Genomic DNA, 22,660 nt, shown 5'->3' with positions numbered 1-22,660 from the left:
TGTCCTTTGGAGTGATTTGAATTGAATATTTTCTGAAGCGATGTAGTCGGAGAATAGAGAATAGCATGTAGTTTAAATAAAAAAGCACAGAAAGGATGTTTCCTTTAACTGTGCCTTTATATAATCTTATTCACCAGAAACGTATGGTAATAAAGCCATTTGACGAGCACGTTTAATTGCTACAGTCAATTTACGTTGGTATTTTGCGCTAGTACCTGTTACACGACGAGGTAAGATTTTACCACGCTCAGATACGAATTTTTTTAATAAATCAACATCTTTGTAATCGATGTGAGTGATACCATTTGATGTGAAGAAACACACCTTACGACGTTTTGCACGTCCACCTTTGCGTCCGCCTGCCATTGTCTATTTCCTCCCTTCACGTTAATTTTTTATTATTAAAACGGTAAGTCATCATCAGATATATCAATAGGTTTTCCATCATTTGCGAATGGATCGTCATCAAAGCTTGTACGACCACCTTGATTACGTTGATTTTGATCTGAACCGAATGGGTTTTGATTACCAGAGTTACCTGGGTAGCCACCACCAAAGTTGTTGTTATTGTTGTTAAAGTTATTATTGTTGCCACCGCTCGCGCTTTTTGGTTCAAGGAATTGAACACTTTCAGCAACAACCTCAGTTACATATACACGTTTTCCTGTTTGGTCTTCATAACTACGTGATTGTAGTCGACCATCAACACCTGCTAAACTTCCCTTTTTAAGAAAGTTAGCAACATTTTCAGCTTGTTTACGCCAAATTACACAGTTAAGGAAGTCAGCTTCTCTTTCACCTTGTTGGTTTGTAAACGTGCGGTTTACAGCTAATGTAAATGTAGCAACAGCAACTCCACTTGGTGTGTAACGCAGATCTGGATCTTTTGTTAGCCTTCCGACTAGTACAACTCGATTCAACATCAGAACCATCCTTTTTTATATATCATCTATAACATTTATTATGATTAATCTTCTTTTTTAACAACGATGTGGCGAATAATGTCTTCACTGATTTTTGCTAAACGATCAAATTCTTGAACCGCAGCAGCTTCAGCGTTAACTTGAAGTAACATGTAGTAACCATCGCGGAAATCATTGATTTCATAAGCTAAACGACGTTTTCCCCACTCTTTAACCTCAGTTAATTCCGCACCATTATCAGATAAAACACTGTTGAAACGCTCAACTAAAGCCTTCTTAGCTTCATCTTCAATATTTGGACGGATGATGTACATAATTTCGTACTTTCTCATCATCTTACACCTCCTTTTGGACTAAACGGCCCACAAATGGGCAAGGAGCAATTAAAATAAATTACTCACAATTAGGAATTATAGCAAATAACATCGAAAAGCGCAAGCACCTCGATTAGACCCGACAAGCACAAGACGCATAGGAAATGAAGATGTTGTTTATCTACAATTCCTATGTGGCTTGTGACCTCGAGGGGCTTGGTGCTTGCGCTAGCATCTCGAAAAGCGCAAGCACCTTGATTAGACCCGAGAAGCTTAGATATAAAAAGGATTGAAGAGTTTTTTCTTCAATCCTTTTTGGTACATCCTTAAACGTTAAAACGGAAGTGAATAACATCTCCATCTTGAACTACATAGTCCTTACCTTCGAGGCGTACTTTTCCTGCTTCACGTGCTGCTCCCATAGTCTTTGCAGCTAATAAATCCTCATAGGATACAGTTTCAGCACGGATAAAGCCTCTTTCAAAATCGGTATGAATAATTCCCGCACATTGAGGTGCTTTCATTCCTTTTTTAAATGTCCAAGCGCGTACTTCTTGCTCACCTGCTGTAAAGTAAGTTGCTAAACCAAGAAGATGGTATGATGCTTTAATTAGTTGATCAAGACCAGATTCTTCAATTCCTAGCTCTTCTAGGAACATCTCCTTTTCTTCTCCTTCAAGCTCAGCAATTTCCGATTCTATTTTGGCACATACAACGATAACCTCTGCATTTTCACCAGCAGCAAATTCCCGAACCTGTTGAACATATTCATTACCAGAAGGATCTGCTACTTCTTCCTCACTTACATTTGCAACATATAAAATTGGTTTGATCGTTAATAAATGCAATTGTTTAACATATTTAAGCTGTTCTTCAGTAAATTCAAGTGAGCGTGCAGGCTTTTCGTTTTCAAATGCCTCTTTAAGTTTTACAAGAACTTCATGCTCAAAAACTGCAGTTTTATCCTTTTGCTTTGCCAATTTTGCTACACGATCAATTCGTTTATCGACCGTCTCTAAGTCAGCTAAAATAAGCTCAAGATTAATCGTTTCAATATCAGAAATTGGATCAACCTGACCTGATACGTGTGTAATATTCTCATCAGCAAAGCAACGAACAACATGACAAATTGCATCTACTTGGCGAATATGTGAAAGGAACTTGTTTCCTAAACCTTCCCCTTTGCTTGCACCTTTTACAATTCCAGCGATATCAGTAAATTCAAACGCAGTTGGTACTGTTTTTTTCGGTTTAACAAGCTCTGTTAACTTTTGAAGTCTCTCATCCGGTACCTCAACAATCCCTACATTAGGATCAATTGTACAAAATGGATAGTTTGCTGATTCTGCACCAGCTTGTGTTATTGCGTTAAATAATGTTGATTTTCCAACGTTAGGAAGACCTACAATCCCTGCAGTTAATGCCATATTCCCACTCCTCTATATTTATCCCGATTACCAGGCTTTACCTCGCTTCACATATGAAGGGGTTTAAAATTGACCGTTACATTCAACAAGTCTTTAGGACATAAATAATCGTGATGTCCCGATGATTTATGTCTCACAAATTGCTATAAAAAATCATTATTCTTATACTAACGGAATAAAACAATTTAATTCTACTGCAACAAATAAATGAATTATAATTGCAAAAGCTTTTTTACGATTTCTATCTAATCTCCAACAATTATAGAGAGAAATACTATAAAAGACAAGCAGCTCATCATTCTAGTTTACCTTTACGATATTGACTAAGCAATCATATAAAACACTGCCTAAACCATTATCTGAATTTTCATCAGGGGTAAGTTGATTTACTGAGCCACCAAATTGTTGCCACTGGCCTTCATCCACATTAATTGTCTTAGGATGTGCTTTTTTCATAATTTTTGCAGTTCCTGTGAGCTTTCCCCTATCATTGAAAATCATAACCTCATCACCTTCATCGATCCGCTTCTCACTAGCAATATCCTCAGAAAGTTCAATTTTTACAGACTGTAAACCTTCGATTAAATGATAATGCTGGGAATGATTTGAACGTAAAGGATGGATAGATAAAAGCTGATATGGGTACTTACTTGCTAATGCAGGATTACTAAGCTTTGATTCTTTTGGAAGAATATATTGTGGCTTACCATTCATCCCTTTTTCTTCCGCGTACGAGGATGTAAATTCAAATTTACCACTTGGAGTTAGAAAATCTCCTGAGTTCCAAGGCACATCGTAGACAGGAAGTGGAAGTCTTTTTTCCTTTTTCAGACGTTCTAACGTAATTCCATGCTCCTTTAACAACGATAATCCCATTTCTAAAAACTCATCAATTGAATAATCAAATACCTCCCCAAAGCCTAGGCGCTCTGCCAGCTGCGTCCAAATCCAAAGATCTGATTTCGCCTCACCTGGTGGTTCAACCAATTTTGCTCCATAGTTCACATAGTGATGGTACATAGAGGCATAATAAATATCCTCTTCTTCAAAGACAGTTGTGGTAGGTAATACATAATCTGCTACTTTGGCTGTATCTGTTAAAAAATGATCAACAACAACTAAAGTATTTACAGATGAAAAGGCTTGTCTCACTTTATTAGTATTCGGGACTTGAGTAAGTGGATTTCCGCAAGTGACAAAAATCATTTTAATTTCGGGATTTTTGGCCTTTATTATTTTTTCTCCTTGTTCCATCATTGTAAACTCTCTTATAACAGCGTTTTGTTCTAATGATGCTAATTCACTATGCGCAAATTTTTGACCTACTTGTAAATTCCCAAAGTTAGCACCACCTCCGGGAATTCCAATATTTCCACTCACGGCAACTAGTGCATCAATTAGACGAATCGTATTTCCACCATTCGCATATCTTTGCATACCAAGGCCGATATAAGTAGATGTTGGTCCATCATAGTAGACCTCAGCTAATTGCTTTAGGTCTTCATAAGAGATTTCAGTATTCGTCACGATTTCATCAAAAGAAAATTGGTTAAGTAAATCGATTAAATCAGCAAAGCCTACCGTATGATTTTCGATAAAGGAAAGGTCTTGCATATTTTCACTAATTAAATATTTCATAATACCGATTGCTAATAAGCCGTCCATACCAGGCTTTATTGAAATATACTTATGAGCTATTTTTGCTGTCGCATTATAGATCGGATCAATAACTATAATTTTCGCTCCACTTTTCTTCACTTCTTGTAACGCCTGAAACAAATGCATATTTGTTCTCGCTACATTTCTTCCCCAAATGACAACATGCTTACTATTTTTAATGTCCTCTGGTGAATGACTGTAGGAATTTCCAAAGTCCCATGTTTGAGCTTCAATACCTGAACCCCAGCAAATACTACCAACTAATTGGGTTACTCCTCCAAAATGACGAAAGAAGCGTTTATCTAAGTTTTTTAATAGACCATTATTCGAATAATCATGACTATGCAATACCGCTGTTGGTCCGAATTCATTACGAATATTATCCATTTTCTCTGCTATTTCATTTAGAGCTTGTTCCCACGAAATTTCTTGAAAGACACCGTTCACTTTTTTCAATGGAACTGTTAATCTCTCTGGTGAGTTTGTTTTCGTTTCTAGCATTCTTCCTCTACCACAGATTTTCCCCTTTGTAATAGGGTGTTCCTTATCTCCGTCTACCTTTATGACCTTCTGATTTTCAACTGTAACATCAAAGCCACAGCTATCCCAACAGTTTAAAGGGCAGGATGATTTAAATACTTGCTTCATATCTATTGCCCCCCATTTGCTTACTCTTCATTTGTTTCAATATGCTTTACTAAAACTTTTTTCATTTTTCTAGCAAACTCTCGTCGTGGGATTAGTACGCTATGCTGACACCCCTCACACTTAATTCTTACATCCATTCCCATTCGGATGATTTTCCAACGGTTTGTACCACATGGGTGCTGTTTTTTCATCTCAACAACATCATATAACCCAAATTCCTTTTCTTGCATCGTTTACCCTCCACTTACTTGATCTTTTCTATTAACCATGACCATTCTTGGATATGGTATATCAAAGCCATGTTCTGCTAAGCGAATTTTTATATCCTTACGTAACAATCTAGCAATATGAAAATGTTTCATCGGCTCCGTTTCACAGGTTACTCTTAATACAGCCTCTGAAGCCCCAAACATTTGAATGCCTAGCAATTCTGGTGGTGTGACGATATTTTCATATTTATCAGTTACTTCTATTAACAACTCTTGAATAACACGCTCTGCTTCCTCAATATCTGTTTCAAGTGATACATTAATATCGACAACTGCAACACTATTATGAATCGAAAAATTCGTTACCTCTACAATACTTCCATTTGGAATAATATGAAGCTCGCCCGTCCAGGTTTTAACCTTTGTTGTTCGTAGCCCAATTTCCTCAACAGTCCCTTCAAAGGTACCAATTCTTATCGTATCACCTACCGAAAACTGGTCTTCAAAGATAATAAAGAAACCAGTAATAATGTCCTTAACAAGGCTTTGCGCACCAAATCCGACAGCTAATCCAACGATTCCAGCACCTGCAAGCAATGCTCCGACATTAAATCCAAATGTCTCTAAAATCATGATTATGGCAATGAAATAAATAACATAGGTTAAGATATTTTCTAATAATTTTGCAAGTGTATTTTCTCTTCTTTCAGAAATACGAATTGGAGATTTCCCGCGGAATAAAAACACCTTATTTATTGCAAGCTTCCCTACTCGTATGACAAGCTTCCGAAGAGATTCGCCGCTTATCGCAAGCCGAAATCCGAACACGGAAGTTAAGCTCTCTGCGCCGATGGTAGTTGGGGGACTCCCCCTGTGAGAGTAGGACGTTGCCAGGTAAGATGGAAAGGATCAGTAGAAATACTGGTCTTTTTTTGTTGAGAAATATGGTTTGAAAAATATAAGTAAATAAATAATTTGAAAGAGGAAGCTTTAATTTGGAAAAGATTAAAGCATGTCCTCTAAAAAATTTATAATATAAAAAGGAATTTTCTTTTTAGCTATTTCCATGTAACGTAGTATAAATGGATAATCATTATTTGGTGCAGTTAAAAGAAGATCATACCACCATTCTGTTTCATAACGGGATATCATGCTTAAATTATATAGCAATAAATAATGAACGAGGATTTCAGGTAAGTTTAAAAATGCATCTTTTGTTGAGGGAAGGTAATAGCAGTCATCCTCAAGACAATACAAAAATGGATTTAGGTTATATTTAAAAACGGAATTTTTATTTATTGTTACTACACTATCTTTGGTATTTGGCAAATGCTCAAAAGCGTAATTTTCACATAAAATTTCTGCCAATCGTTTAGAAGATATATGAAAGTGATTTGAAATATCCTCTGTTATGACAAATTCATGTTGGGAAGAGTTTATTTTTAAGAAAAGCTCCTTTTCAAGATGGAATTGATATACTTCATTCATTTCGGGTATTTGTCTTAATAATAAGTCCATTGAGTATTTTTCTATTTCTAAATGCTTGATGTTATATAGTTTAGTAGCGATATGAGGAAATAATCCATTACGTTGAACTTTAACCTCATCATTTAAAAACAAATAGTGCTGCTTTTTACGTTTCCTACTAGAAACACCATGTGAAAGCACGGTTGAGCTTGATGGGTATTCTGGGTCAAGTATTAATAAACAAGCTTTAATTAATTGGGACAAACCATAGAATAGCAACATAGGTTGTATCGCGTGGGGAGATTGATTCGCCTGCATAAAGAAATTTTCACCGTGCTTAAGAAAATAAACAAATCTGTAACAGTTATCATATGAAAGTTGATTTGAATTGTTTATGTGTAAATGTTGGTAAATGTTGTCTAGCCTTTTTTGAATCGTTTGTGTTGATTGATATGATAGTAAGCGTTCCCAATATTGTTGTGTCATGAATTTACACTCCATTTAATAATATTCTAAATATTTAAATTCTTTTCTCCTTCCTTGACAGTCGTGTTTACTGTTGTTAATCTACTAATAATATTTTGCCGAAAAAAGGGGGATTTACTTATGTGGGAACAAAAATTTTCTAAAGAAGGTTTAACTTTTGATGATGTATTATTGGTACCAGCAAAATCTGAAATATTACCTAGGGATGTAGATTTAAGTGTACAGCTTACCCCTACCTTAAAATTGAATATTCCAATTATTAGTGCGGGTATGGATACTGTAACTGAAGCAGAGCTTGCTATTGCGATAGCGAGACAAGGTGGTCTTGGTGTAATCCATAAAAATATGTCCATTGAGCAACAGGCTGAGCAGGTAGATAAAGTCAAACGTTCTGAACGAGGAGTAATTACTGATCCCTTTTACTTAACTCCAGAACATCAAGTTTATGACGCTGAACATTTAATGGGGAAATATCGTATTTCTGGTGTTCCTATTGTAAACAACCCTGAAGAACAGAAGTTAGTTGGTATTATTACTAACCGTGATATGCGATTCATTCAAGATTTTTCAATTAAAATTAGTGATGTGATGACAAAGGATAATCTTGTCACAGCAGGAGTAAATACAACTTTGAAAGATGCAGAAAGTATCCTTCAAAAGCATAAAATTGAAAAATTACCTCTTGTCGATGAAACTGGTGCTTTAAAAGGATTAATTACAATTAAAGATATTGAAAAAGTCATTGAATTTCCAAATTCAGCTAAGGATGCACATGGTCGACTTATTGTTGCAGCAGCTGTTGGTGTAACTGCTGACACAATGGTACGGGTAGAAAAGCTAGTTGAGAAAAATGTTGATGCAATCGTTGTTGATACAGCACATGGACATTCAAAAGGCGTTTTAGAGACAGTGAAAAAAATACGTACTGAATACCCAAATTTAAATATTATCGCAGGAAACGTTGCAACTGCTGAAGCAACAAAGGCACTTATTGAAGCAGGTGCCAATGTTGTAAAGGTTGGAATAGGGCCTGGTTCTATTTGTACAACAAGGGTTGTAGCTGGTGTTGGTGTTCCGCAAATTACAGCTGTTTATGATTGTGCTACAGAAGCTAGAAAACACGGAATTGCAATCATTGCAGATGGAGGAATTAAGTACTCAGGAGATATGGTTAAAGCACTTGCAGCAGGCGGCCATGCAGTTATGCTTGGTAGCTTATTGGCAGGTACTTCTGAAAGCCCAGGAGAGACAGAAATTTATCAAGGTAGACGTTTTAAAGTATATCGTGGAATGGGTTCAATCGCTGCAATGGAAAAAGGAAGTAAGGATCGTTATTTCCAAGAGGATAATAGGAAATTTGTTCCAGAAGGTATTGAAGGAAGAACACCATATAAAGGACCGTTATCTGAAACGATTTACCAATTAGTTGGCGGTATCCGTTCAGGAATGGGCTACTGTGGTACTAAAAATCTTCAAGAATTAAGAGAAAATACTCAGTTTATCCGAATGACTGGTGCAGGCTTAAAAGAAAGTCACCCACATGATGTTCAAATTACGAAAGAAGCTCCAAACTATTCATTATAAAAGGAAATAAGTGAGACGTTCGTCTCACTTATTTTTTTAGTTAAAAGCAAATATGATAAAAATGACAGAATTATAACAATTGACAGAGTGTTGCACACTGTCTATTTTTTTTACTCTATATATGTTAAAATCGATCATGTTGTTTCTAAAACGTAAAGAGAATCAAAATGAATAGTTTACCCAATTTCATTAAAAATAATGAGATATTTATATATAAATAAAAATTAAATTAGGAGGCACTAAATTGAACAATAAACGTACTAAATTTATCGTTTTTCTCTTTTTGTTCACATTAATTGTTACGGCTATTTCTCCACTTAGAACTGCAAGTGCTGCAGAAAATTCAATTGATGTTAATGCTAGCTCAGCAATCATTATTGAGGAAAGTACAGGAACAATCCTTTATGGTAAAAATATTGATGAGAAATTACCAGTTGCTAGTATGGCAAAGGTAATGACAGAGTATTTAGTATTAGAGGCTGTAAAAGAGGGACGAATTAAGTGGGAGCAAACATATACACCAAGTGAGTATGTATATAAAATTTCTCAAAACAAAGAGTATTCAAATGTCCCATTAAGACAGGATGGTTCATATACTGTTAAAGAATTATATGAAGCGATGGCTATCTATTCAGCAAATGGAGCAGCTATTGGATTAGCTGAAATTATTTCAGGAACAGAAACAAATTTCATTAAGCTTATGAATGAGAAAGCAAAAGAGCTTGGCTTAACGAATTATGAATTTGTTAATGCAACTGGATTAGAAAATGGAGACCTAATGGGAATGCACCCAGAAGGTACAAGCCCAGATGCTGAAAACAAATTATCAGCACGTGATATGGCATTATTATCACAAAAGCTTATTCAGGATTTTCCGGAAGTTATAGAAACAGCTAGTATTGCGAAAAAGACCTTTAAAGAGGGAACTGAAATGTTGAACTGGAACTGGATGTTACCAGATTCAACCATTAAAGGTTATGAATATGAAGGTGTAGATGGATTAAAAACAGGTTCTACTAATAAAGCTGGTTCATGTTTTACGGCAACAGCAACAAAAAATGGAATGCGTGTAGTAGCGGTTGTAATGAATGCAAAGGGTGAGAACTTACATTCAGCGAGATTTTTAGAAATGGAAAAAATGTTAAATTATGGATTTAATAATTTTGCTGTAAAAGAAATCTTTCCAGCAAAATATCAAGTTGAAAAGCAATCAAGTTTACCAGTAGTAAAAGGTAAGGAAAAAAGCGTATCAATTCAAACAAAGGATCCATTAACATTAGTAATCCGAAATGGTGATGAAAAGGCATATAAAGCCAAATTTAATATTAATAAAGAGAAATTAACAAAAAACGGTGAACTGACTGCTCCTTTGAAAAAGGGTGAAAAGGTTGGAACCATGACTGTTAGTTATACAGGGAATGGCGAGGCATTAAGTTTTATTCAAGAAGGGAAACAACCACAAGTAGATGTTGTTACAGAGGTTGCGGTTGAAAAAGCAAATTGGTTTGTTCTATCTATGAGAGCTATAGGAAGCTTTTTTAGCGGCTTATGGGGAACAATAACAGATACAGTAAAAGGTTGGTTCTAAGAGAAGGCTCCTAATGAAAGGAGCCTTTTTACTATATTTCTTTTAAATAATCTATTATTTTTGAATTGTTTTACTAATTCTATTTATTTTGATAGGATTTTTATAAAAGTTAGGATAAAATATAGCGTAGATGAATTTTATAAATCTCTATTACAAATCCTATTTAAAGGAAATTACATAAGGGGGACAAACAGAATGAGTAATACAACTGGTACTGATCGCGTAAAACGTGGTATGGCTGAAATGCAAAAAGGCGGCGTTATTATGGACGTTGTGAACGCTGAGCAGGCGAAAATTGCAGAGGAGGCAGGTGCTGTAGCCGTAATGGCATTAGAACGTGTCCCTGCTGATATTAGAGCTGCTGGTGGCGTTGCTAGAATGGCTGATCCGACAATTGTTGAGGAAGTAATGAATGCAGTATCTATTCCAGTAATGGCAAAAGCACGTATTGGGCATATTGTTGAAGCGCGTGTTCTTGAGGCGATGGGAGTAGATTATATTGACGAAAGTGAAGTATTAACTCCAGCTGATGAGGAATTTCATCTATTGAAAAGTGATTTCACTGTACCATTTGTCTGTGGTTGCCGTGATTTAGGTGAAGCAACTCGTCGTATCGCAGAAGGTGCTTCAATGCTACGTACAAAAGGTGAGCCGGGTACAGGAAACATTGTTGAGGCTGTTCGTCATATGCGTAAAGTAAATGCACAAATCCGTAAAGTAGTCGCAATGAGTGAAGATGAATTAATGACTGAAGCTAAAAATCTTGGAGCACCATTTGAATTGCTTCTTCAAATTAAAAAAGAAGGCAAACTGCCAGTTGTTAACTTTGCAGCAGGTGGCGTTGCAACTCCTGCAGATGCTGCATTAATGATGCAATTAGGCGCAGATGGGGTATTCGTAGGTTCAGGTATTTTTAAATCAGAGAACCCAGCAAAATTTGCTCGTTCAATCGTTGAAGCAACTACACATTACCAAGACTATGAATTAATCGCTAAGCTTTCAAAAGGACTTGGATCTGCTATGCAAGGTATTGAAATTTCAAGCCTATTACCAGAGCATAGAATGCAAGAGCGTGGATGGTAATTAAAAGGAGTTTTATTCATGTTAAAAATAGGTGTTTTAGGTTTACAAGGGGCTGTTAGGGAGCATATCCAGTCAATTGAAGCATGTGGTGCTGAAGGGATTGTCATCAAACAAGTGAATCAGCTTGAAGAAGTAGATGGCTTAATCATTCCCGGTGGAGAGAGTACGACAATGCGTCGGTTAATTGATAAATACGATTTTATGGACCCATTAAAAGAATTTGCAGCTGCAGGAAAGCCGATGTTTGGTACATGTGCAGGCTTAATTTTACTTGCAAAAAATCTCGTTGGGTATAATGAATCCCATTTGGGCTTGCTTGATGTAACAGTTGAACGCAATTCCTTTGGACGCCAAAAGGACAGTTTTGAGGCTGAGCTGACAATAACCGGTGTTGGTGAGAATTTTGTAGGAGTATTTATTCGAGCTCCACATATTGTGGAAGTAGGAGAAGATGTTGAAATTCTATCGAAACATAATGGACGAATTGTTGCGGCGCGCCAGGGGCAATTTTTAGGATGTTCTTTCCATCCAGAATTAACAGATGATCACCGTATGACACAATTATTTATTAATATGGTGAAAGAATCCAAATAAATGTATAAAATTGTTGCGTGTGCTACACACTTGTAGTAAGTTATGATTACGATAGTAAATATGTTAACGTGATGATAGGAACTAGTAGCAGGATGTTCTATCTTAAGAGAGCTGATGGTCGGTGTGAATCAGTGATAGATGCTTGTGAATCCATCCTTGAATGAAATACTGAACGAGTAAAGCTTTTAGTAAGTATTTCCGGTAAAAGGCCGTTATCAAATAAGTGAAAGGTACAATTGTATCTTTAACTAGGGTGGCAACGCGGGTAACTCTCGTCCCTTTTGGGATGGGGGTTTTTTGTATTTTTATCATTATTTTTAAAGGAGAATAGGTATGTTAGATATTAAATATTTACGTAATAACCTTGAGGAAGTAAAAGAAAAGTTATCAAAGCGTGGAGAAGATTTAACTGACTTCGGAAAGTTTGAAGACTTAGATAAGAAAAGAAGAGAATTAATTTCTGAAACTGAAGAATTAAAAAGTAAAAGAAATGATGTTTCTTCTCAAATTGCCCAGCTGAAAAGGGAAAAGAAAGACGCTGATCAATTAATTATTGAGATGAAAGAAGTAGGAGAAAAAATAAAAGGATTAGATGAAGAACTGCGTGAGGTAGAGAAGGAATTAGAGGTTCTATTACTTTCTATCCCTAATATTCCACATGAAAGTGTACCAGTAGGTGATACAGAGGATGATAATGTGGAGGTACGAAAGTGGGGGGAACTTCCTGAGTTTTCATTTGAGCCAAAACCTCATTGGGATATTGCAGATGAATTAGAAATACTAGATTTTGAAAGAGCTGCAAAAGTTACAGGAAGTCGATTTGTTTTTTACAAAGGCTTAGGTGCAAGATTAGAGAGAGCTTTGTTTAATTTTATGCTTGATTTGCATGTCGATGAACACGGATATACAGAGATTTTCCCACCATTCATTGTCAATCGTGATAGTATGACAGGAACTGGACAGCTACCTAAATTTGAAGAGGATGCTTTTAAAATTGCTGGAGAAGATTATTTCTTAGTACCAACTGCAGAGGTTCCTGTAACGAATCTACATCGTGAGGAAATTCTATCAGTAGAACAGTTGCCTATCAAATATGTGGCGTTTAGCACAAACTTCCGCTCAGAGGCAGGATCTGCCGGAAGAGATACGAGAGGTTTAATTCGCCAACATCAATTCAATAAAGTAGAACTAGTTCGTTTTGTAAAACCAGAGGATTCTTATGCTGAGCTTGAGAAGCTAACAGGACACGCTGAAAAGGTCTTGCAATTATTAGAGCTTCCTTATCGTGTTATGAGTATGTGTACAGCTGACCTAGGCTTTACTGCAGCTAAAAAATATGACATTGAGGTATGGATTCCAAGCTATGGTACGTACCGTGAAATTTCTTCATGTAGTAATTTCGAATCATTCCAGGCAAGACGTGCTAATATTCGCTTTAGACGCGATCCGAAGGCAAAGGTTGAACATGTTCATACATTAAATGGCTCTGGCTTAGCGATCGGAAGAACAGTAGCAGCTATATTGGAAAATTATCAACAGGAAGATGGATCTGTGGTGATTCCTAAAGTATTAAGACCTTACATGGGAAATAAAGAGAGAATTAGTGTTACGGACTAAGGAAGAAAATGAAATACTAGGGGAGAAATTTCTCCTCTAGTTTCATGTATATGTCGAAAAAAATGCGGAAAAGCTTTTATAAGAAGCGTTCAACTTTTTTGATAAAAAATATTAAAATAACTGTTGACTTCTTATTTAATGTTATGTTATAGTAAATCTTGTCGATACGGAGGAATACCCAAGTCCGGCTGAAGGGATCGGTCTTGAAAACCGACAGGGGTGTCAAAGCCCGCGGGGGTTCGAATCCCCCTTCCTCCTCCATAATTTAAAATTAAAACCATATTTAGCGCATAAAATATGGTAGATTGTATAAAAATCATTACGGTATTGTAGTGATTTTTTTTTATTGTTTTTTGCTGAGCCAGTTATTTTTAGGAATCAATTATATTTTAAGTTAAAATAAAGCTAGGGGATAGTAGATTTTCTAATTTTAGAAAAGGTACTATCCCCTAGCTTTTATTATTTATAATCTTTTGTATTTGTTGGCTTGATTGATAAAATAACCTATTCTCTCGATAATTGGTTCAATTGATTGCTTGTCTGACATAATGTCATAATCATTTATATTAATTCTCATTACCGGACATGTGTTAAAGTTGTTAATCCAATTTTCATAACGACTATACATTTCTTCCCAATAAGAAACAGGTGTTTGTTGTTCCATAGGACGTCCACGAAGCTTAATTCTTTCTAATATATCCTCTAAACTACCTTCAAGGAAAATGAGTAAATCAGGACGTGGAAAATATGGCGTCATGACCATTGCCTCAAACAAATTTGTATATGTTTCATAGTCAACTTCGGACATTGTTCCTTTCTCATAATGCATTTTAGCGAAGATCCCTGTATCTTCATAAATTGAGCGATCTTGAATAAATCCCCCACCATATTCAAAAATTCTCTTTTGCTCCTTAAATCGTTCAGCTAGAAAATAGATTTGTAAGTGAAAGCTCCACCGTTCAAAATCAGCATAAAATTTATCTAAATAAGGGTTTGTATCAACTTTTTCAAAGGAAGTCTTGAAACCGAGTGCATCAGAAAGAGCGTTTGTCATCGTTGATTTACCGACCCCAACAGTACCTGCAATTGTGATAACGGAATTGCTAGGAATATTGTATTTTTCTCGTAAATTCATAGTAGCTTACTCCTTTAATAAAGATGTTTTTCCAGTATTTTTATAATTTTTGCAAGGTCTGCTTTATTTTTGACAAAATCAAAGGAATCACCATCAATTTTAATAACTGGTATTGTTGGGTTTTCCTCTTGCCACTTCGAAATGGAGACCTCATAATCCTCTGATAACTGCTTAAGATAGGCTGGATCCATATTCCGCTCAAACTCCCTATCTCTTTTAGCGATACGAGAAAGTAAAGTATCCAAACTTGCATGTAAATAGATAATAAGATTAGGTTTTGGCATATCTTCTGTTAAGATATGATATATTTTCAAGTACTTATCATACTGTGTCCCTTTTAATGTTCTTTTTGCAAAAATTAAATTTTTAAAAATGTGGTAATCAGCTACAACAGCTTTGTTTGCTTGAAGATAGTGGCTATTAATATCTTCAAGTTGCTTGTAACGATTACAGAGGAAAAACATTTCAGTTTGAAAACTCCATTCTTCAATATTTGTGTAAAATTTACCTAGAAAGGGATTTTCCTCAACGATTTCTTTTAATAAATGAAAATGAAAATGATCTGCGATTGCCTTTGATAGAGATGTTTTTCCGACACCTATAGGCCCCTCTATAGTAATAAAGGGAGTATTCATGATGGAACCTCCTTAATAGTACGTAAAAAAATGACAAAGTCCATTTTACCACAGCTTTCATTTATTTTTATATTGTTTTGCTAAATGATGATAATTCCCATTAGTAGTAATTTCCGTAAAAAAAGAACTGATGAGATATCAGCTCTAAAATTAATGATCTATGATTTTTTCTCTATTTGAAAATTATCATTAAGGAGCAACCAGTTCTGTGGAAAGGATAAACCTAGTTTCCAATAGCTTATTCCACGTAAATCAAGCTCTTTAATTAAATCAAATTTAGCCTGGATGGATCTTGCATCCTCGAACCAAACCTTATGTTCTTTCTGATTTTCATCTGTGTAGTTAAAGTGTGGTGCTTGAGCATCTTCATCATATTGGATAACTGCATTATGAGTGGCAGCTAATTGAATCGCCTGTTGAGGACTTACTGCTTTTGCATATTGACCTCCTTGGACAAAGGGTAAAGTCCAATCATAGCCATATAAATTTTGCCCCATCATAATTTTTCGGCTTGGCATTTCCGTTCGAGCATATTCTAAAACTTCTCTTACTTGCGGAATAGGTGAAACAGGCATAGGCGGACCTCCGCTATATCCCCATTCATATGTCATGATAACAACAAAGTCAACAATCTCCCCGTGTGCACGATAATCATGTGCTTCATACCAACGGCCTTTTTGTTCTGCGCTTGTTTTTGGTGCAAGAGCAGTTGAAAGGAACCAGCCTTCTTGATTAAAGCGGTTTTTTGCTTTTCTTAAGAATCGATTATATGCTTCACGATCTTGAGGTCGTAAATATTCCATATCAAAGTGAATATCACGGAATCCATACCTCCTTGCTGTTTGTACGATATTTTCTAATAATCTATTTTGAATTTCAGTATTTGTTAGAATGATTCTGCCTAATTCGTCACTAAATTGGTCATTTTCAAGGTTAGTGATCGCCATCATTAAAGTTACATTATGTTGTCTAGCGATTTGTGGTAGATTGTTAAGTGGAGGCTCTCTTAATGACCCATCTCTTTGTATTTGAAAACTAAAGGGACCAAGGTATGTTAAGTATGGAGCAGCTTCACGTGCAGCTTGCACTAAATTAGCAGAAACACTCGTTCCTCTTGGTTCGATATATGCATTTGATTCAACAGCTCTTTTTTCAGTTTCAGGAATATAGATTCTAAGTCCAATAGTAAGTGGGCGCTCTAAGGAGATTTGGTTTATTCTAGCTAATTCCTGTGCTGAAACTCCAAAACGTTGTCCGATGGAATATAAAGTATCCCCTTGTTGCACCCAATAAAAGCGACCTCTAATTGGAATGACAATAGCTTGCCCAACGACCAATTGATTAGGATTTTGAATTTCATTTGTCTGAATAATTTCCGCTGCGGTTGTATTGTACGCCTGCGCAATACCATTTAAGCTTTGCCCTCTTGTAACAATATGTATTTGCATGTACTGCCTCCTCATTAAAAAATAAGAAAATCGAAAGCTTCTAACATAGCTTCAGTGCCTAAATGGCCTTTCTTGGCTATCATAAGGCTACTAAAGTCATTTTCACTTTTCTTTTGTTACTACATCATATGTAAGAAAAAGAGGCACATGTTAAATTAATTTTATATTTTCGCTTTTTGGAATGGGTGCTTTTAAAATATTTTTCATCATGACTAAAGCATATTTGTTATCCTCTTCATTATTTGAAGCACAGCAATCACTTGGAATAATTAAATTATAGTCCCTCATATACGCATCATTAGCTGTAAATAACACACATATATTCCCGGCTATCCCAGTAATAATTAAATTGCGAATATCTAATGTCTTTAGCAAAGTATTAAGTGCTGTTTCATAAAAGGCAGAGTGTTTCGGTTTAATTAAAAAATAATCATCTTTATCCGGATAAATTAAATCAATGATTTTTTCACTTAATGGATTTTTACACGTTTCGGCTATTTTTACAAAATCAGCTTGCCATAAGGAATAGTGGTCATTAATATAAATGATTGGATGACCATTTCTTTTCATTTTATACTTTAATTTCATAATATTATGTGAAATAGTTACTGCCTGTTTTGATAAAATTGGTCCATGTTTGAATTGAAAGTCATTTATCATATCAATGATTAGTAATGCGTGTTTTTGATTAATTTCCATGTGTATTCTCCTTATTTAAAGGTAATGGTAATATATCTGATTGATTTATATATGTGTGAGTCTAAAGGTATGGAATCGTTAAGATAAAGCAGAAATAGTCAATTCGGGTTCATTTTTGTTTCCTATTCTTTTACTTATCGTGAGAATTCATACAGTAAGGTTTGAAGTTCATTTTAAGTTATGATTGTATATAACTATTTTTAGATGTAAGGGGATTATCTATGGAAAATGACGTTTTTTATATGAACAAGGCTATTGAAGCAGCAAAAAAGGCAAGAGAGATTGGAGAAGTTCCTATTGGTGCTGTTATAGTTGTAAATGGAGAAATTGTCTCGACAGCTTATAATCTTCGAGAAAAGGATCAACGTTCGATTGCACATGCTGAAATATTAGCAATTGATCAAGCTTGTAAAGCATTGGGAACATGGCGTTTAGAGGATGCTACTTTGTATGTGACATTAGAGCCTTGTGCAATGTGTGCTGGGGCAATAGTTCTATCGAGGGTAAAACGGGTTGTATATGGTGCTAAAGATCCTAAGGGAGGATGTGCTGGTTCATTAATGAATCTCTTAGATGAAAAACGGTTTAATCATCAAGTGGAGCTAGCTACCGGAGTTGAAGAGGACATTTGTAGCTCTTTATTAAGTGACTTTTTCAAAGAACTTCGAACTCAAAAAAACTCGATAAACAAAGGTAGAAAAAATTAACATCTGTAATCCATTGCATTTTGTTAAATAAGGTTATATACTAGTACATGCGTCAAACTAAATTGGCGTAATTAAATATGGTATCAATTTTGCCGTGCTAAGCGGGGAGGTAGCGGTGCCCTGTACTCGCAATCCGCTCTAGCGAGGCCGAATCCCTTCTGGAGGTTAGTGTACTGTAGGGCTGCCTCAAGTAAGTGGTGTTGACGCCTGGGTCCTGCGCAATGGGAATCCATGAACCATGTCAGGTCCGGAAGGAAGCAGCATTAAGTGGAAGCTCCCATGTGCCGCAGGGTTGCCTGGGTCGAGCTAACTGCTTGAGTAACGCCTATGGTTGCTAATCGAAGGAAGGTGCACGGCAGTTAATTTTTAAATAACGACTCACTCTATATAGGGTGAGTTTTTGTTTTATTCAAGTATTGTAGGGAAAATACATTGATAAAGGTACTAGAAATCAGGTAAGAAAATTAAGTAAACAACCTTTGTAAATCAAAGGATGGTTGTTATAATAAAGTTGAAGAATGAGAAGGGGGACGTTTTTGTGGGATACCAAGCATTATATCGTGTTTATAGGCCACAAATTTTTCATGATGTGGTTGGACAAGAACATATCACTAAAACGTTACAAAATGCCCTATTACATAATAAATTCTCTCATGCATACTTATTTTCTGGACCAAGAGGGACGGGGAAAACGAGTGCTGCTAAAATATTTGCGAAGGCGGTAAATTGTGAGAAGGCTCCAATTGCAGAGCCATGTAACGAATGTGATGCTTGTAGAGGAATAACCAATGGTTCAATACCTGATGTTATAGAAATCGATGCAGCCTCTAATAATGGTGTCGATGAAATCCGTGATATACGAGATAAGGTGAAATACGCACCTTCTTCTGTTCCATATAAGGTATATATCGTCGATGAGGTCCATATGTTATCAATTGGAGCCTTTAATGCGTTATTAAAAACCCTTGAAGAACCACCTAAACATGTTATCTTCATTTTAGCTACGACTGAGCCACATAAAATCCCGTTAACGATTATATCTAGATGTCAGCGGTTTGATTTTCGACGAATTACTTCATCAGCTATTGTAGGGAGAATGAAGGAAATTGTAGCTAATCAGCAAATCGAAGTCCAAGAAGAAGCGTTGAACGTAATTGCAAGAGCTTCAGACGGCGGGATGCGAGATGCTCTTAGTTTATTAGATCAGGCTATTTCCTATAGCGATGAACAAGTAAAAGTTGAAGAAGCGTTACTTATAACAGGATCGGTATCGCAAGGATTTATTGGAGGGATTGCAGAGGCAATTCACGAAAAGGATGTAACTTCTGCTCTTCAATCGTTAGATCAATTAATGTATCAGGGTAAGGATCCATCACGATTTATAGAGGACTTTATCTTCTATTATCGGGATATGCTATTATACCAAACAGCTCCGACCTTAGAGGATGTATTAGAACGAGTAAATGTTGATGAACAGTTTATTCGCTTATCGAAAACAATTTCAACAAATGAGATATATGAAACAATAGAAATATTGAGTAAGAGTCAGCAAGAAATGAAATTTACAAACCATCCTCGTATATTTTTAGAAGTAGCATTAGTAAAGCTTTGCCAGCAAACAACACATGCTTCTAATGAGGGACACGGTGAGGAATTTCAAGCTCTTCTTAACAAAGTTGATAGTCTACAAACAGAATTAAATCGTCTAAAGCAAGAAGGAATTACAACTCAATCACATCAAACTGCACCACAGGAAACGAAACACCGTTCGATGAAAAGCGGCTATAAGACTCCTGAAGGAAGAATTCAAGAGATACTAAAAGTAGCAACTAGAAAAGATCTTGAAGTAATAAAAAGTAAATGGGGAGATTTATTAGAGCTATTAAGAAGGCAAAATAAAGTTTCCCATGCAGCTTTACTAAATGATAGTGAACCTGTTGCAGCTTCTGAAACAGCATTTGTTTTAAAATTTAAATTTGAAATTCATTGTAAGATGGTTGCGGAGAATAACAACAATGTAAGAACGAATTTAGAAATGATTTTACGAGAAATTACCGGAAAATCGATGGAAATGGTTGGCGTTCCCGAACAGGATTGGGGTAAAATAAGAAAGGAATTCCTAAAAGGGAAACAGGATGAAACAAACTCTCAGCAAGATGAGGAGGAAGATCCTTTAATTGCTGAGGCGATGAAACTAGTAGGTAATGAATTGGTTGAAATAAAAGAATAATGGAGGAATGTAAAAATGATGCGTGGCGGAATGGGAAATATGCAAAAAATGATGAAGCAAATGCAAAAAATGCAAAAGGATATGGCGAAGGCTCAAGAAGAACTTGCTGAAAAAACGGTAGAAGGTACAGCAGGCGGTGGAATGGTTACTGTCATTGTTAATGGACAAAAGGAGCTTGTCGAAGTATCTATTAAGGAAGAGGTTGTAGATCCTGAAGATATCGAAATGCTTCAAGATTTAGTTTTAGCAGCAACAAATGATGCGTTGAAGAAGATTGACGACTTAACAAATGAGACAATGGGTCAATTTACAAAAGGAATGAATTTGCCAGGGATGTTTTAGTAGGAGGATGAAGTATGCATTATCCTGAACCAATATCAAAGCTAATTGATAGCTTTATGAAATTGCCAGGAATCGGTCCGAAAACGGCCGTTCGACTGGCTTTTTTTGTCTTGAATATGAAAGAAGATGTAGTGTTAGACTTTGCCAAGGCGTTAGTGAACGCAAAAAGAAACCTAACTTATTGTTCGGTTTGTGGACATATTACTGACCAAGACCCTTGTTACATTTGTGATGATGACAGACGTGATAAGAGTATTGTTTGTGTTGTGCAGGATCCGAAAGATGTCATTGCTATGGAAAAAATGAAAGAATATAACGGACTTTACCATGTATTACACGGTTCAATATCTCCAATGGATGGAATTGGGCCAGAGGATATAAAAATACCCGAATTATTAAAAAGACTCCATGATGACATAATAAAAGAGGTAATATTAGCAACAAACCCTAATATTGAAGGGGAAGCAACTGCTATGTACATTTCAAGGCTATTAAAGCCTACTGGTATAAAAATCACAAGAATAGCACATGGTTTACCAGTTGGCGGGGATTTGGAATATGCGGACGAAGTAACACTATCGAAGGCCTTGGAAGGAAGAAGAGAATTGTAAAGAACTTGAGGAGGACTACTATGCTTTTTCGCCGAAAAGGGTGGTTACGCACTCAATATGATCAGCAATTATTACATGATTTGCTCGAAATGAAAAAGGAGTGGAATCGTCAAAAGCAGCTTGTTGATAAAAGTTTTGAACCGTCAGGACATATTCTTTATGAGTTAAAGGTTGCTGAAGCGAAGTACTTTTTTTTATTAAAGGTAGCAAAAAGTCGTAATTTAAAAATAGGAAAAGTTTAACACATTTAATTTTTTTATAATGGTAGTTAGATTAAAAGGATAAATATCTTCATAAAACTTAAAAATAGCTTGGTCTATTTTCCCACTCTTTTCATAACTATTTAATAAAGGAGTATTGAAAGAGAGTGGATGAAGATGGACCCTATAGTTGTTTTTTCTGTCCTTGGCGGGATAGTACTGTTGCTTTTGTTTGGAGGTGCACCTGTTCGTCCGTTAAGATGGGTAGGACAAGTTTTTATTAAAGTTATAATAGGAGCACTTTTACTATTTTTCGTTAATGCATTTGGTACGAGCTTTGACTTGCATATTCCTATAAATTTAATTACATCAAGTATTTCCGGATTATTAGGTATACCGGGATTAGTTGCATTGATCATTATAAAAATGATGATAATTGGTTGAGACTGTTTCAAAAGGGTCTGACTCCTTACCAAACACTAATATATGGAATGTAATAATTTCTATATATTGTGTTTGCGGGGTTAGGCCCTTTGTTTTGTAGTTAAAAAGAGCATTGAGTATAAATGATTACCAGTATATATCCTTTTTCTTTTCTTAATGTCCTATATTGACATCAGTCATAAAGGGAAGCCTAGAAATTGTTTGAAGCAAATTTATGTTTATATCGAAACGATATAGATTAATTAAAGCTCTTTTATTAATTCCGATAAAAATGTTGACATATATTTTAGGAGGTGTTATATTATTATTCGTTGTCGTTAAGAATAGATGATTAACGATGAAACAAAAAATGTTTGACAGGTTAATTCAAACATGTTATTATATTAAAGTCGCTTCTTGATGAAACGATAAAAAAGTTCTTTGAAAACTAAACAAAACCAAGCGTGCCAACGTTAATTTCGATTAACACAAATCGTACTATTAAGTACACAATGAGCAAGTCAAACACTTTATTGGAGAGTTTGATCCTGGCTCAGGACGAACGCTGGCGGCGTGCCTAATACATGCAAGTCGAGCGAATCTGAGGGAGCTTGCTCCCAAAGATTAGCGG

The 22,660-nt window shown here is 35.8% G+C and carries 23 protein-coding genes, 1 tRNA gene, 1 rRNA gene, 1 other RNA gene and 1 other annotated feature; of the genes, 14 read left to right on the top strand and 12 right to left on the bottom strand.

Annotated elements, in window-relative coordinates; genetic code table 11:
- Positions 1 to 126 precede the first annotated feature (126 nt).
- The 8 genes from rpsR to HU235_RS00965 form a co-directional block, all read right to left on the bottom strand.
- A complete protein-coding gene (gene rpsR / locus HU235_RS01000; RefSeq protein ID WP_046588211.1) occupies positions 127 to 366 on the bottom strand; it encodes a 30S ribosomal protein S18 in 240 nt (79 codons plus the stop codon).
- Positions 367 to 401: 35 nt separating this feature from the next.
- Positions 402 to 923, bottom strand: a complete 522-nt coding sequence (ssb, locus tag HU235_RS00995; RefSeq protein WP_095302051.1) for a single-stranded DNA-binding protein — start codon at positions 921 to 923, stop codon at positions 402 to 404.
- Between the two features lie 44 nt (positions 924 to 967).
- A complete protein-coding gene (rpsF, locus tag HU235_RS00990) occupies positions 968 to 1,255 on the bottom strand; it encodes a 30S ribosomal protein S6 (protein WP_095302056.1) in 288 nt (95 codons plus the stop codon).
- Positions 1,256 to 1,563: 308 nt separating this feature from the next.
- Positions 1,564 to 2,664, bottom strand: a complete 1,101-nt coding sequence (ychF, locus tag HU235_RS00985; protein ID WP_095302050.1) for a redox-regulated ATPase YchF — start codon at positions 2,662 to 2,664, stop codon at positions 1,564 to 1,566.
- A gap of 300 nt (positions 2,665 to 2,964) precedes the next feature.
- Entirely contained in the window at positions 2,965 to 4,971 is a 2,007-nt protein-coding gene (locus HU235_RS00980; RefSeq protein WP_174879123.1) for a molybdopterin-dependent oxidoreductase, read from the bottom strand.
- Between the two features lie 20 nt (positions 4,972 to 4,991).
- Positions 4,992 to 5,201 carry a DUF951 domain-containing protein gene (locus tag HU235_RS00975; RefSeq protein ID WP_095302048.1) on the bottom strand — a complete coding sequence of 70 codons (210 nt, stop codon included), beginning with the start codon at positions 5,199 to 5,201 and terminating at the stop codon, positions 4,992 to 4,994.
- A 3-nt stretch (positions 5,202 to 5,204) separates the two neighbouring features.
- The gene (locus tag HU235_RS00970) at positions 5,205 to 6,074 is read right to left on the bottom strand and encodes a mechanosensitive ion channel family protein (protein WP_411828257.1); all 870 of its coding nucleotides are present in this window, start codon (positions 6,072 to 6,074) and stop codon (positions 5,205 to 5,207) included.
- 111 nt (positions 6,075 to 6,185) lie between these two features.
- The gene (locus HU235_RS00965; RefSeq protein ID WP_174879121.1) at positions 6,186 to 7,133 is read right to left on the bottom strand and encodes a YaaC family protein; all 948 of its coding nucleotides are present in this window, start codon (positions 7,131 to 7,133) and stop codon (positions 6,186 to 6,188) included.
- Positions 7,134 to 7,253: 120 nt separating this feature from the next.
- Between HU235_RS00965 and guaB the strand changes: the two genes are divergently transcribed.
- The 6 genes from guaB to HU235_RS00935 all read left to right on the top strand — a co-directional run bounded on the left by guaB (position 7,254) and on the right by HU235_RS00935 (position 13,860).
- Positions 7,254 to 8,717, top strand: a complete 1,464-nt coding sequence (guaB, locus tag HU235_RS00960; protein WP_174879120.1) for an IMP dehydrogenase — start codon at positions 7,254 to 7,256, stop codon at positions 8,715 to 8,717.
- Between the two features lie 244 nt (positions 8,718 to 8,961).
- Positions 8,962 to 10,305 (top strand): D-alanyl-D-alanine carboxypeptidase family protein, encoded by a 1,344-nt coding sequence (locus HU235_RS00955; protein ID WP_174879119.1) that lies wholly within the window; start codon positions 8,962 to 8,964, stop codon positions 10,303 to 10,305.
- Positions 10,306 to 10,500: 195 nt separating this feature from the next.
- Complete coding sequence (gene pdxS, locus HU235_RS00950) at positions 10,501 to 11,388, top strand: pyridoxal 5'-phosphate synthase lyase subunit PdxS (protein ID WP_095303213.1); 888 nt, start codon at positions 10,501 to 10,503, stop codon at positions 11,386 to 11,388.
- A gap of 18 nt (positions 11,389 to 11,406) precedes the next feature.
- The gene (gene pdxT, locus HU235_RS00945; RefSeq protein ID WP_095303214.1) at positions 11,407 to 11,982 is read left to right on the top strand and encodes a pyridoxal 5'-phosphate synthase glutaminase subunit PdxT; all 576 of its coding nucleotides are present in this window, start codon (positions 11,407 to 11,409) and stop codon (positions 11,980 to 11,982) included.
- Between the two features lie 62 nt (positions 11,983 to 12,044).
- Positions 12,045 to 12,265: a binding site (T-box leader), on the top strand.
- A gap of 50 nt (positions 12,266 to 12,315) precedes the next feature.
- Complete coding sequence (gene serS / locus HU235_RS00940) at positions 12,316 to 13,599, top strand: serine--tRNA ligase (RefSeq protein ID WP_174879117.1); 1,284 nt, start codon at positions 12,316 to 12,318, stop codon at positions 13,597 to 13,599.
- A 168-nt stretch (positions 13,600 to 13,767) separates the two neighbouring features.
- A tRNA-Ser gene (locus HU235_RS00935) sits at positions 13,768 to 13,860 on the top strand.
- Positions 13,861 to 14,062: 202 nt separating this feature from the next.
- Here HU235_RS00935 and HU235_RS00930 read toward each other — a convergent pair.
- From HU235_RS00930 to HU235_RS00915, 4 genes are all read right to left on the bottom strand, one after another.
- The gene (locus HU235_RS00930; RefSeq protein ID WP_174879116.1) at positions 14,063 to 14,734 is read right to left on the bottom strand and encodes a deoxynucleoside kinase; all 672 of its coding nucleotides are present in this window, start codon (positions 14,732 to 14,734) and stop codon (positions 14,063 to 14,065) included.
- 14 nt (positions 14,735 to 14,748) lie between these two features.
- Entirely contained in the window at positions 14,749 to 15,372 is a 624-nt protein-coding gene (locus tag HU235_RS00925) for a deoxynucleoside kinase (protein WP_145584891.1), read from the bottom strand.
- A 155-nt stretch (positions 15,373 to 15,527) separates the two neighbouring features.
- Entirely contained in the window at positions 15,528 to 16,817 is a 1,290-nt protein-coding gene (locus tag HU235_RS00920) for a glycoside hydrolase family 18 protein (protein WP_174879114.1), read from the bottom strand.
- A gap of 150 nt (positions 16,818 to 16,967) precedes the next feature.
- Entirely contained in the window at positions 16,968 to 17,516 is a 549-nt protein-coding gene (locus HU235_RS00915; RefSeq protein WP_174879113.1) for a cysteine hydrolase family protein, read from the bottom strand.
- Positions 17,517 to 17,737: 221 nt separating this feature from the next.
- On the opposite strand from HU235_RS00915, the gene tadA reads away from it, so the two are divergent.
- From tadA to HU235_RS00875, 8 genes are all read left to right on the top strand, one after another.
- Positions 17,738 to 18,223, top strand: a complete 486-nt coding sequence (gene tadA, locus HU235_RS00910; protein ID WP_174879111.1) for a tRNA adenosine(34) deaminase TadA — start codon at positions 17,738 to 17,740, stop codon at positions 18,221 to 18,223.
- Between the two features lie 92 nt (positions 18,224 to 18,315).
- An RNA gene (gene ffs, locus HU235_RS00905) (signal recognition particle sRNA large type) lies at positions 18,316 to 18,579 on the top strand.
- A gap of 182 nt (positions 18,580 to 18,761) precedes the next feature.
- A complete protein-coding gene (gene dnaX, locus HU235_RS00900) occupies positions 18,762 to 20,453 on the top strand; it encodes a DNA polymerase III subunit gamma/tau (protein ID WP_174879110.1) in 1,692 nt (563 codons plus the stop codon).
- An 18-nt stretch (positions 20,454 to 20,471) separates the two neighbouring features.
- Positions 20,472 to 20,795 carry a YbaB/EbfC family nucleoid-associated protein gene (locus HU235_RS00895; protein WP_145584898.1) on the top strand — a complete coding sequence of 108 codons (324 nt, stop codon included), beginning with the start codon at positions 20,472 to 20,474 and terminating at the stop codon, positions 20,793 to 20,795.
- Between the two features lie 14 nt (positions 20,796 to 20,809).
- Positions 20,810 to 21,406, top strand: coding sequence for a recombination mediator RecR (gene recR / locus HU235_RS00890; protein WP_095303222.1), 597 nt, complete (start codon positions 20,810 to 20,812; stop codon positions 21,404 to 21,406).
- 20 nt (positions 21,407 to 21,426) lie between these two features.
- Positions 21,427 to 21,648 carry a YaaL family protein gene (locus HU235_RS00885; protein WP_095303223.1) on the top strand — a complete coding sequence of 74 codons (222 nt, stop codon included), beginning with the start codon at positions 21,427 to 21,429 and terminating at the stop codon, positions 21,646 to 21,648.
- Between the two features lie 135 nt (positions 21,649 to 21,783).
- Positions 21,784 to 22,050 carry a pro-sigmaK processing inhibitor BofA family protein gene (locus HU235_RS00880; protein ID WP_095303225.1) on the top strand — a complete coding sequence of 89 codons (267 nt, stop codon included), beginning with the start codon at positions 21,784 to 21,786 and terminating at the stop codon, positions 22,048 to 22,050.
- 509 nt (positions 22,051 to 22,559) lie between these two features.
- A 16S ribosomal RNA gene (locus tag HU235_RS00875) occupies positions 22,560 to 22,660 on the top strand; the annotation flags it as partial.

It is taken from the genome of Metabacillus niabensis (assembly GCF_902829255.1).
GTDB classification, from domain to species: Bacteria; Bacillota; Bacilli; order Bacillales; family Bacillaceae; genus Metabacillus; species Metabacillus niabensis.
Note: the sequence above shows the minus strand (reverse complement) of the source record. Positions and strands in the feature narration are given on the sequence as shown.

Coding starts and splice junctions, on each gene's coding strand:
- rpsR (WP_046588211.1), bottom strand. CDS start 366: ATGGCAGGCGGACGCAAAGGTGGACGTGCAAAACGTCGTAAGGTGTGT.
- ssb (WP_095302051.1), bottom strand. CDS start 923: ATGTTGAATCGAGTTGTACTAGTCGGAAGGCTAACAAAAGATCCAGAT.
- rpsF (WP_095302056.1), bottom strand. CDS start 1,255: ATGAGAAAGTACGAAATTATGTACATCATCCGTCCAAATATTGAAGAT.
- ychF (WP_095302050.1), bottom strand. CDS start 2,664: ATGGCATTAACTGCAGGGATTGTAGGTCTTCCTAACGTTGGAAAATCA.
- HU235_RS00980 (WP_174879123.1), bottom strand. CDS start 4,971: ATGAAGCAAGTATTTAAATCATCCTGCCCTTTAAACTGTTGGGATAGC.
- HU235_RS00975 (WP_095302048.1), bottom strand. CDS start 5,201: ATGCAAGAAAAGGAATTTGGGTTATATGATGTTGTTGAGATGAAAAAA.
- HU235_RS00965 (WP_174879121.1), bottom strand. CDS start 7,133: ATGACACAACAATATTGGGAACGCTTACTATCATATCAATCAACACAA.
- guaB (WP_174879120.1), top strand. CDS start 7,254: ATGTGGGAACAAAAATTTTCTAAAGAAGGTTTAACTTTTGATGATGTA.
- pdxS (WP_095303213.1), top strand. CDS start 10,501: ATGAGTAATACAACTGGTACTGATCGCGTAAAACGTGGTATGGCTGAA.
- pdxT (WP_095303214.1), top strand. CDS start 11,407: ATGTTAAAAATAGGTGTTTTAGGTTTACAAGGGGCTGTTAGGGAGCAT.
- serS (WP_174879117.1), top strand. CDS start 12,316: ATGTTAGATATTAAATATTTACGTAATAACCTTGAGGAAGTAAAAGAA.
- HU235_RS00930 (WP_174879116.1), bottom strand. CDS start 14,734: ATGAATTTACGAGAAAAATACAATATTCCTAGCAATTCCGTTATCACA.
- HU235_RS00920 (WP_174879114.1), bottom strand. CDS start 16,817: ATGCAAATACATATTGTTACAAGAGGGCAAAGCTTAAATGGTATTGCG.
- HU235_RS00915 (WP_174879113.1), bottom strand. CDS start 17,516: ATGGAAATTAATCAAAAACACGCATTACTAATCATTGATATGATAAAT.
- tadA (WP_174879111.1), top strand. CDS start 17,738: ATGGAAAATGACGTTTTTTATATGAACAAGGCTATTGAAGCAGCAAAA.
- HU235_RS00895 (WP_145584898.1), top strand. CDS start 20,472: ATGCGTGGCGGAATGGGAAATATGCAAAAAATGATGAAGCAAATGCAA.
- recR (WP_095303222.1), top strand. CDS start 20,810: ATGCATTATCCTGAACCAATATCAAAGCTAATTGATAGCTTTATGAAA.
- HU235_RS00885 (WP_095303223.1), top strand. CDS start 21,427: ATGCTTTTTCGCCGAAAAGGGTGGTTACGCACTCAATATGATCAGCAA.
- HU235_RS00880 (WP_095303225.1), top strand. CDS start 21,784: ATGGACCCTATAGTTGTTTTTTCTGTCCTTGGCGGGATAGTACTGTTG.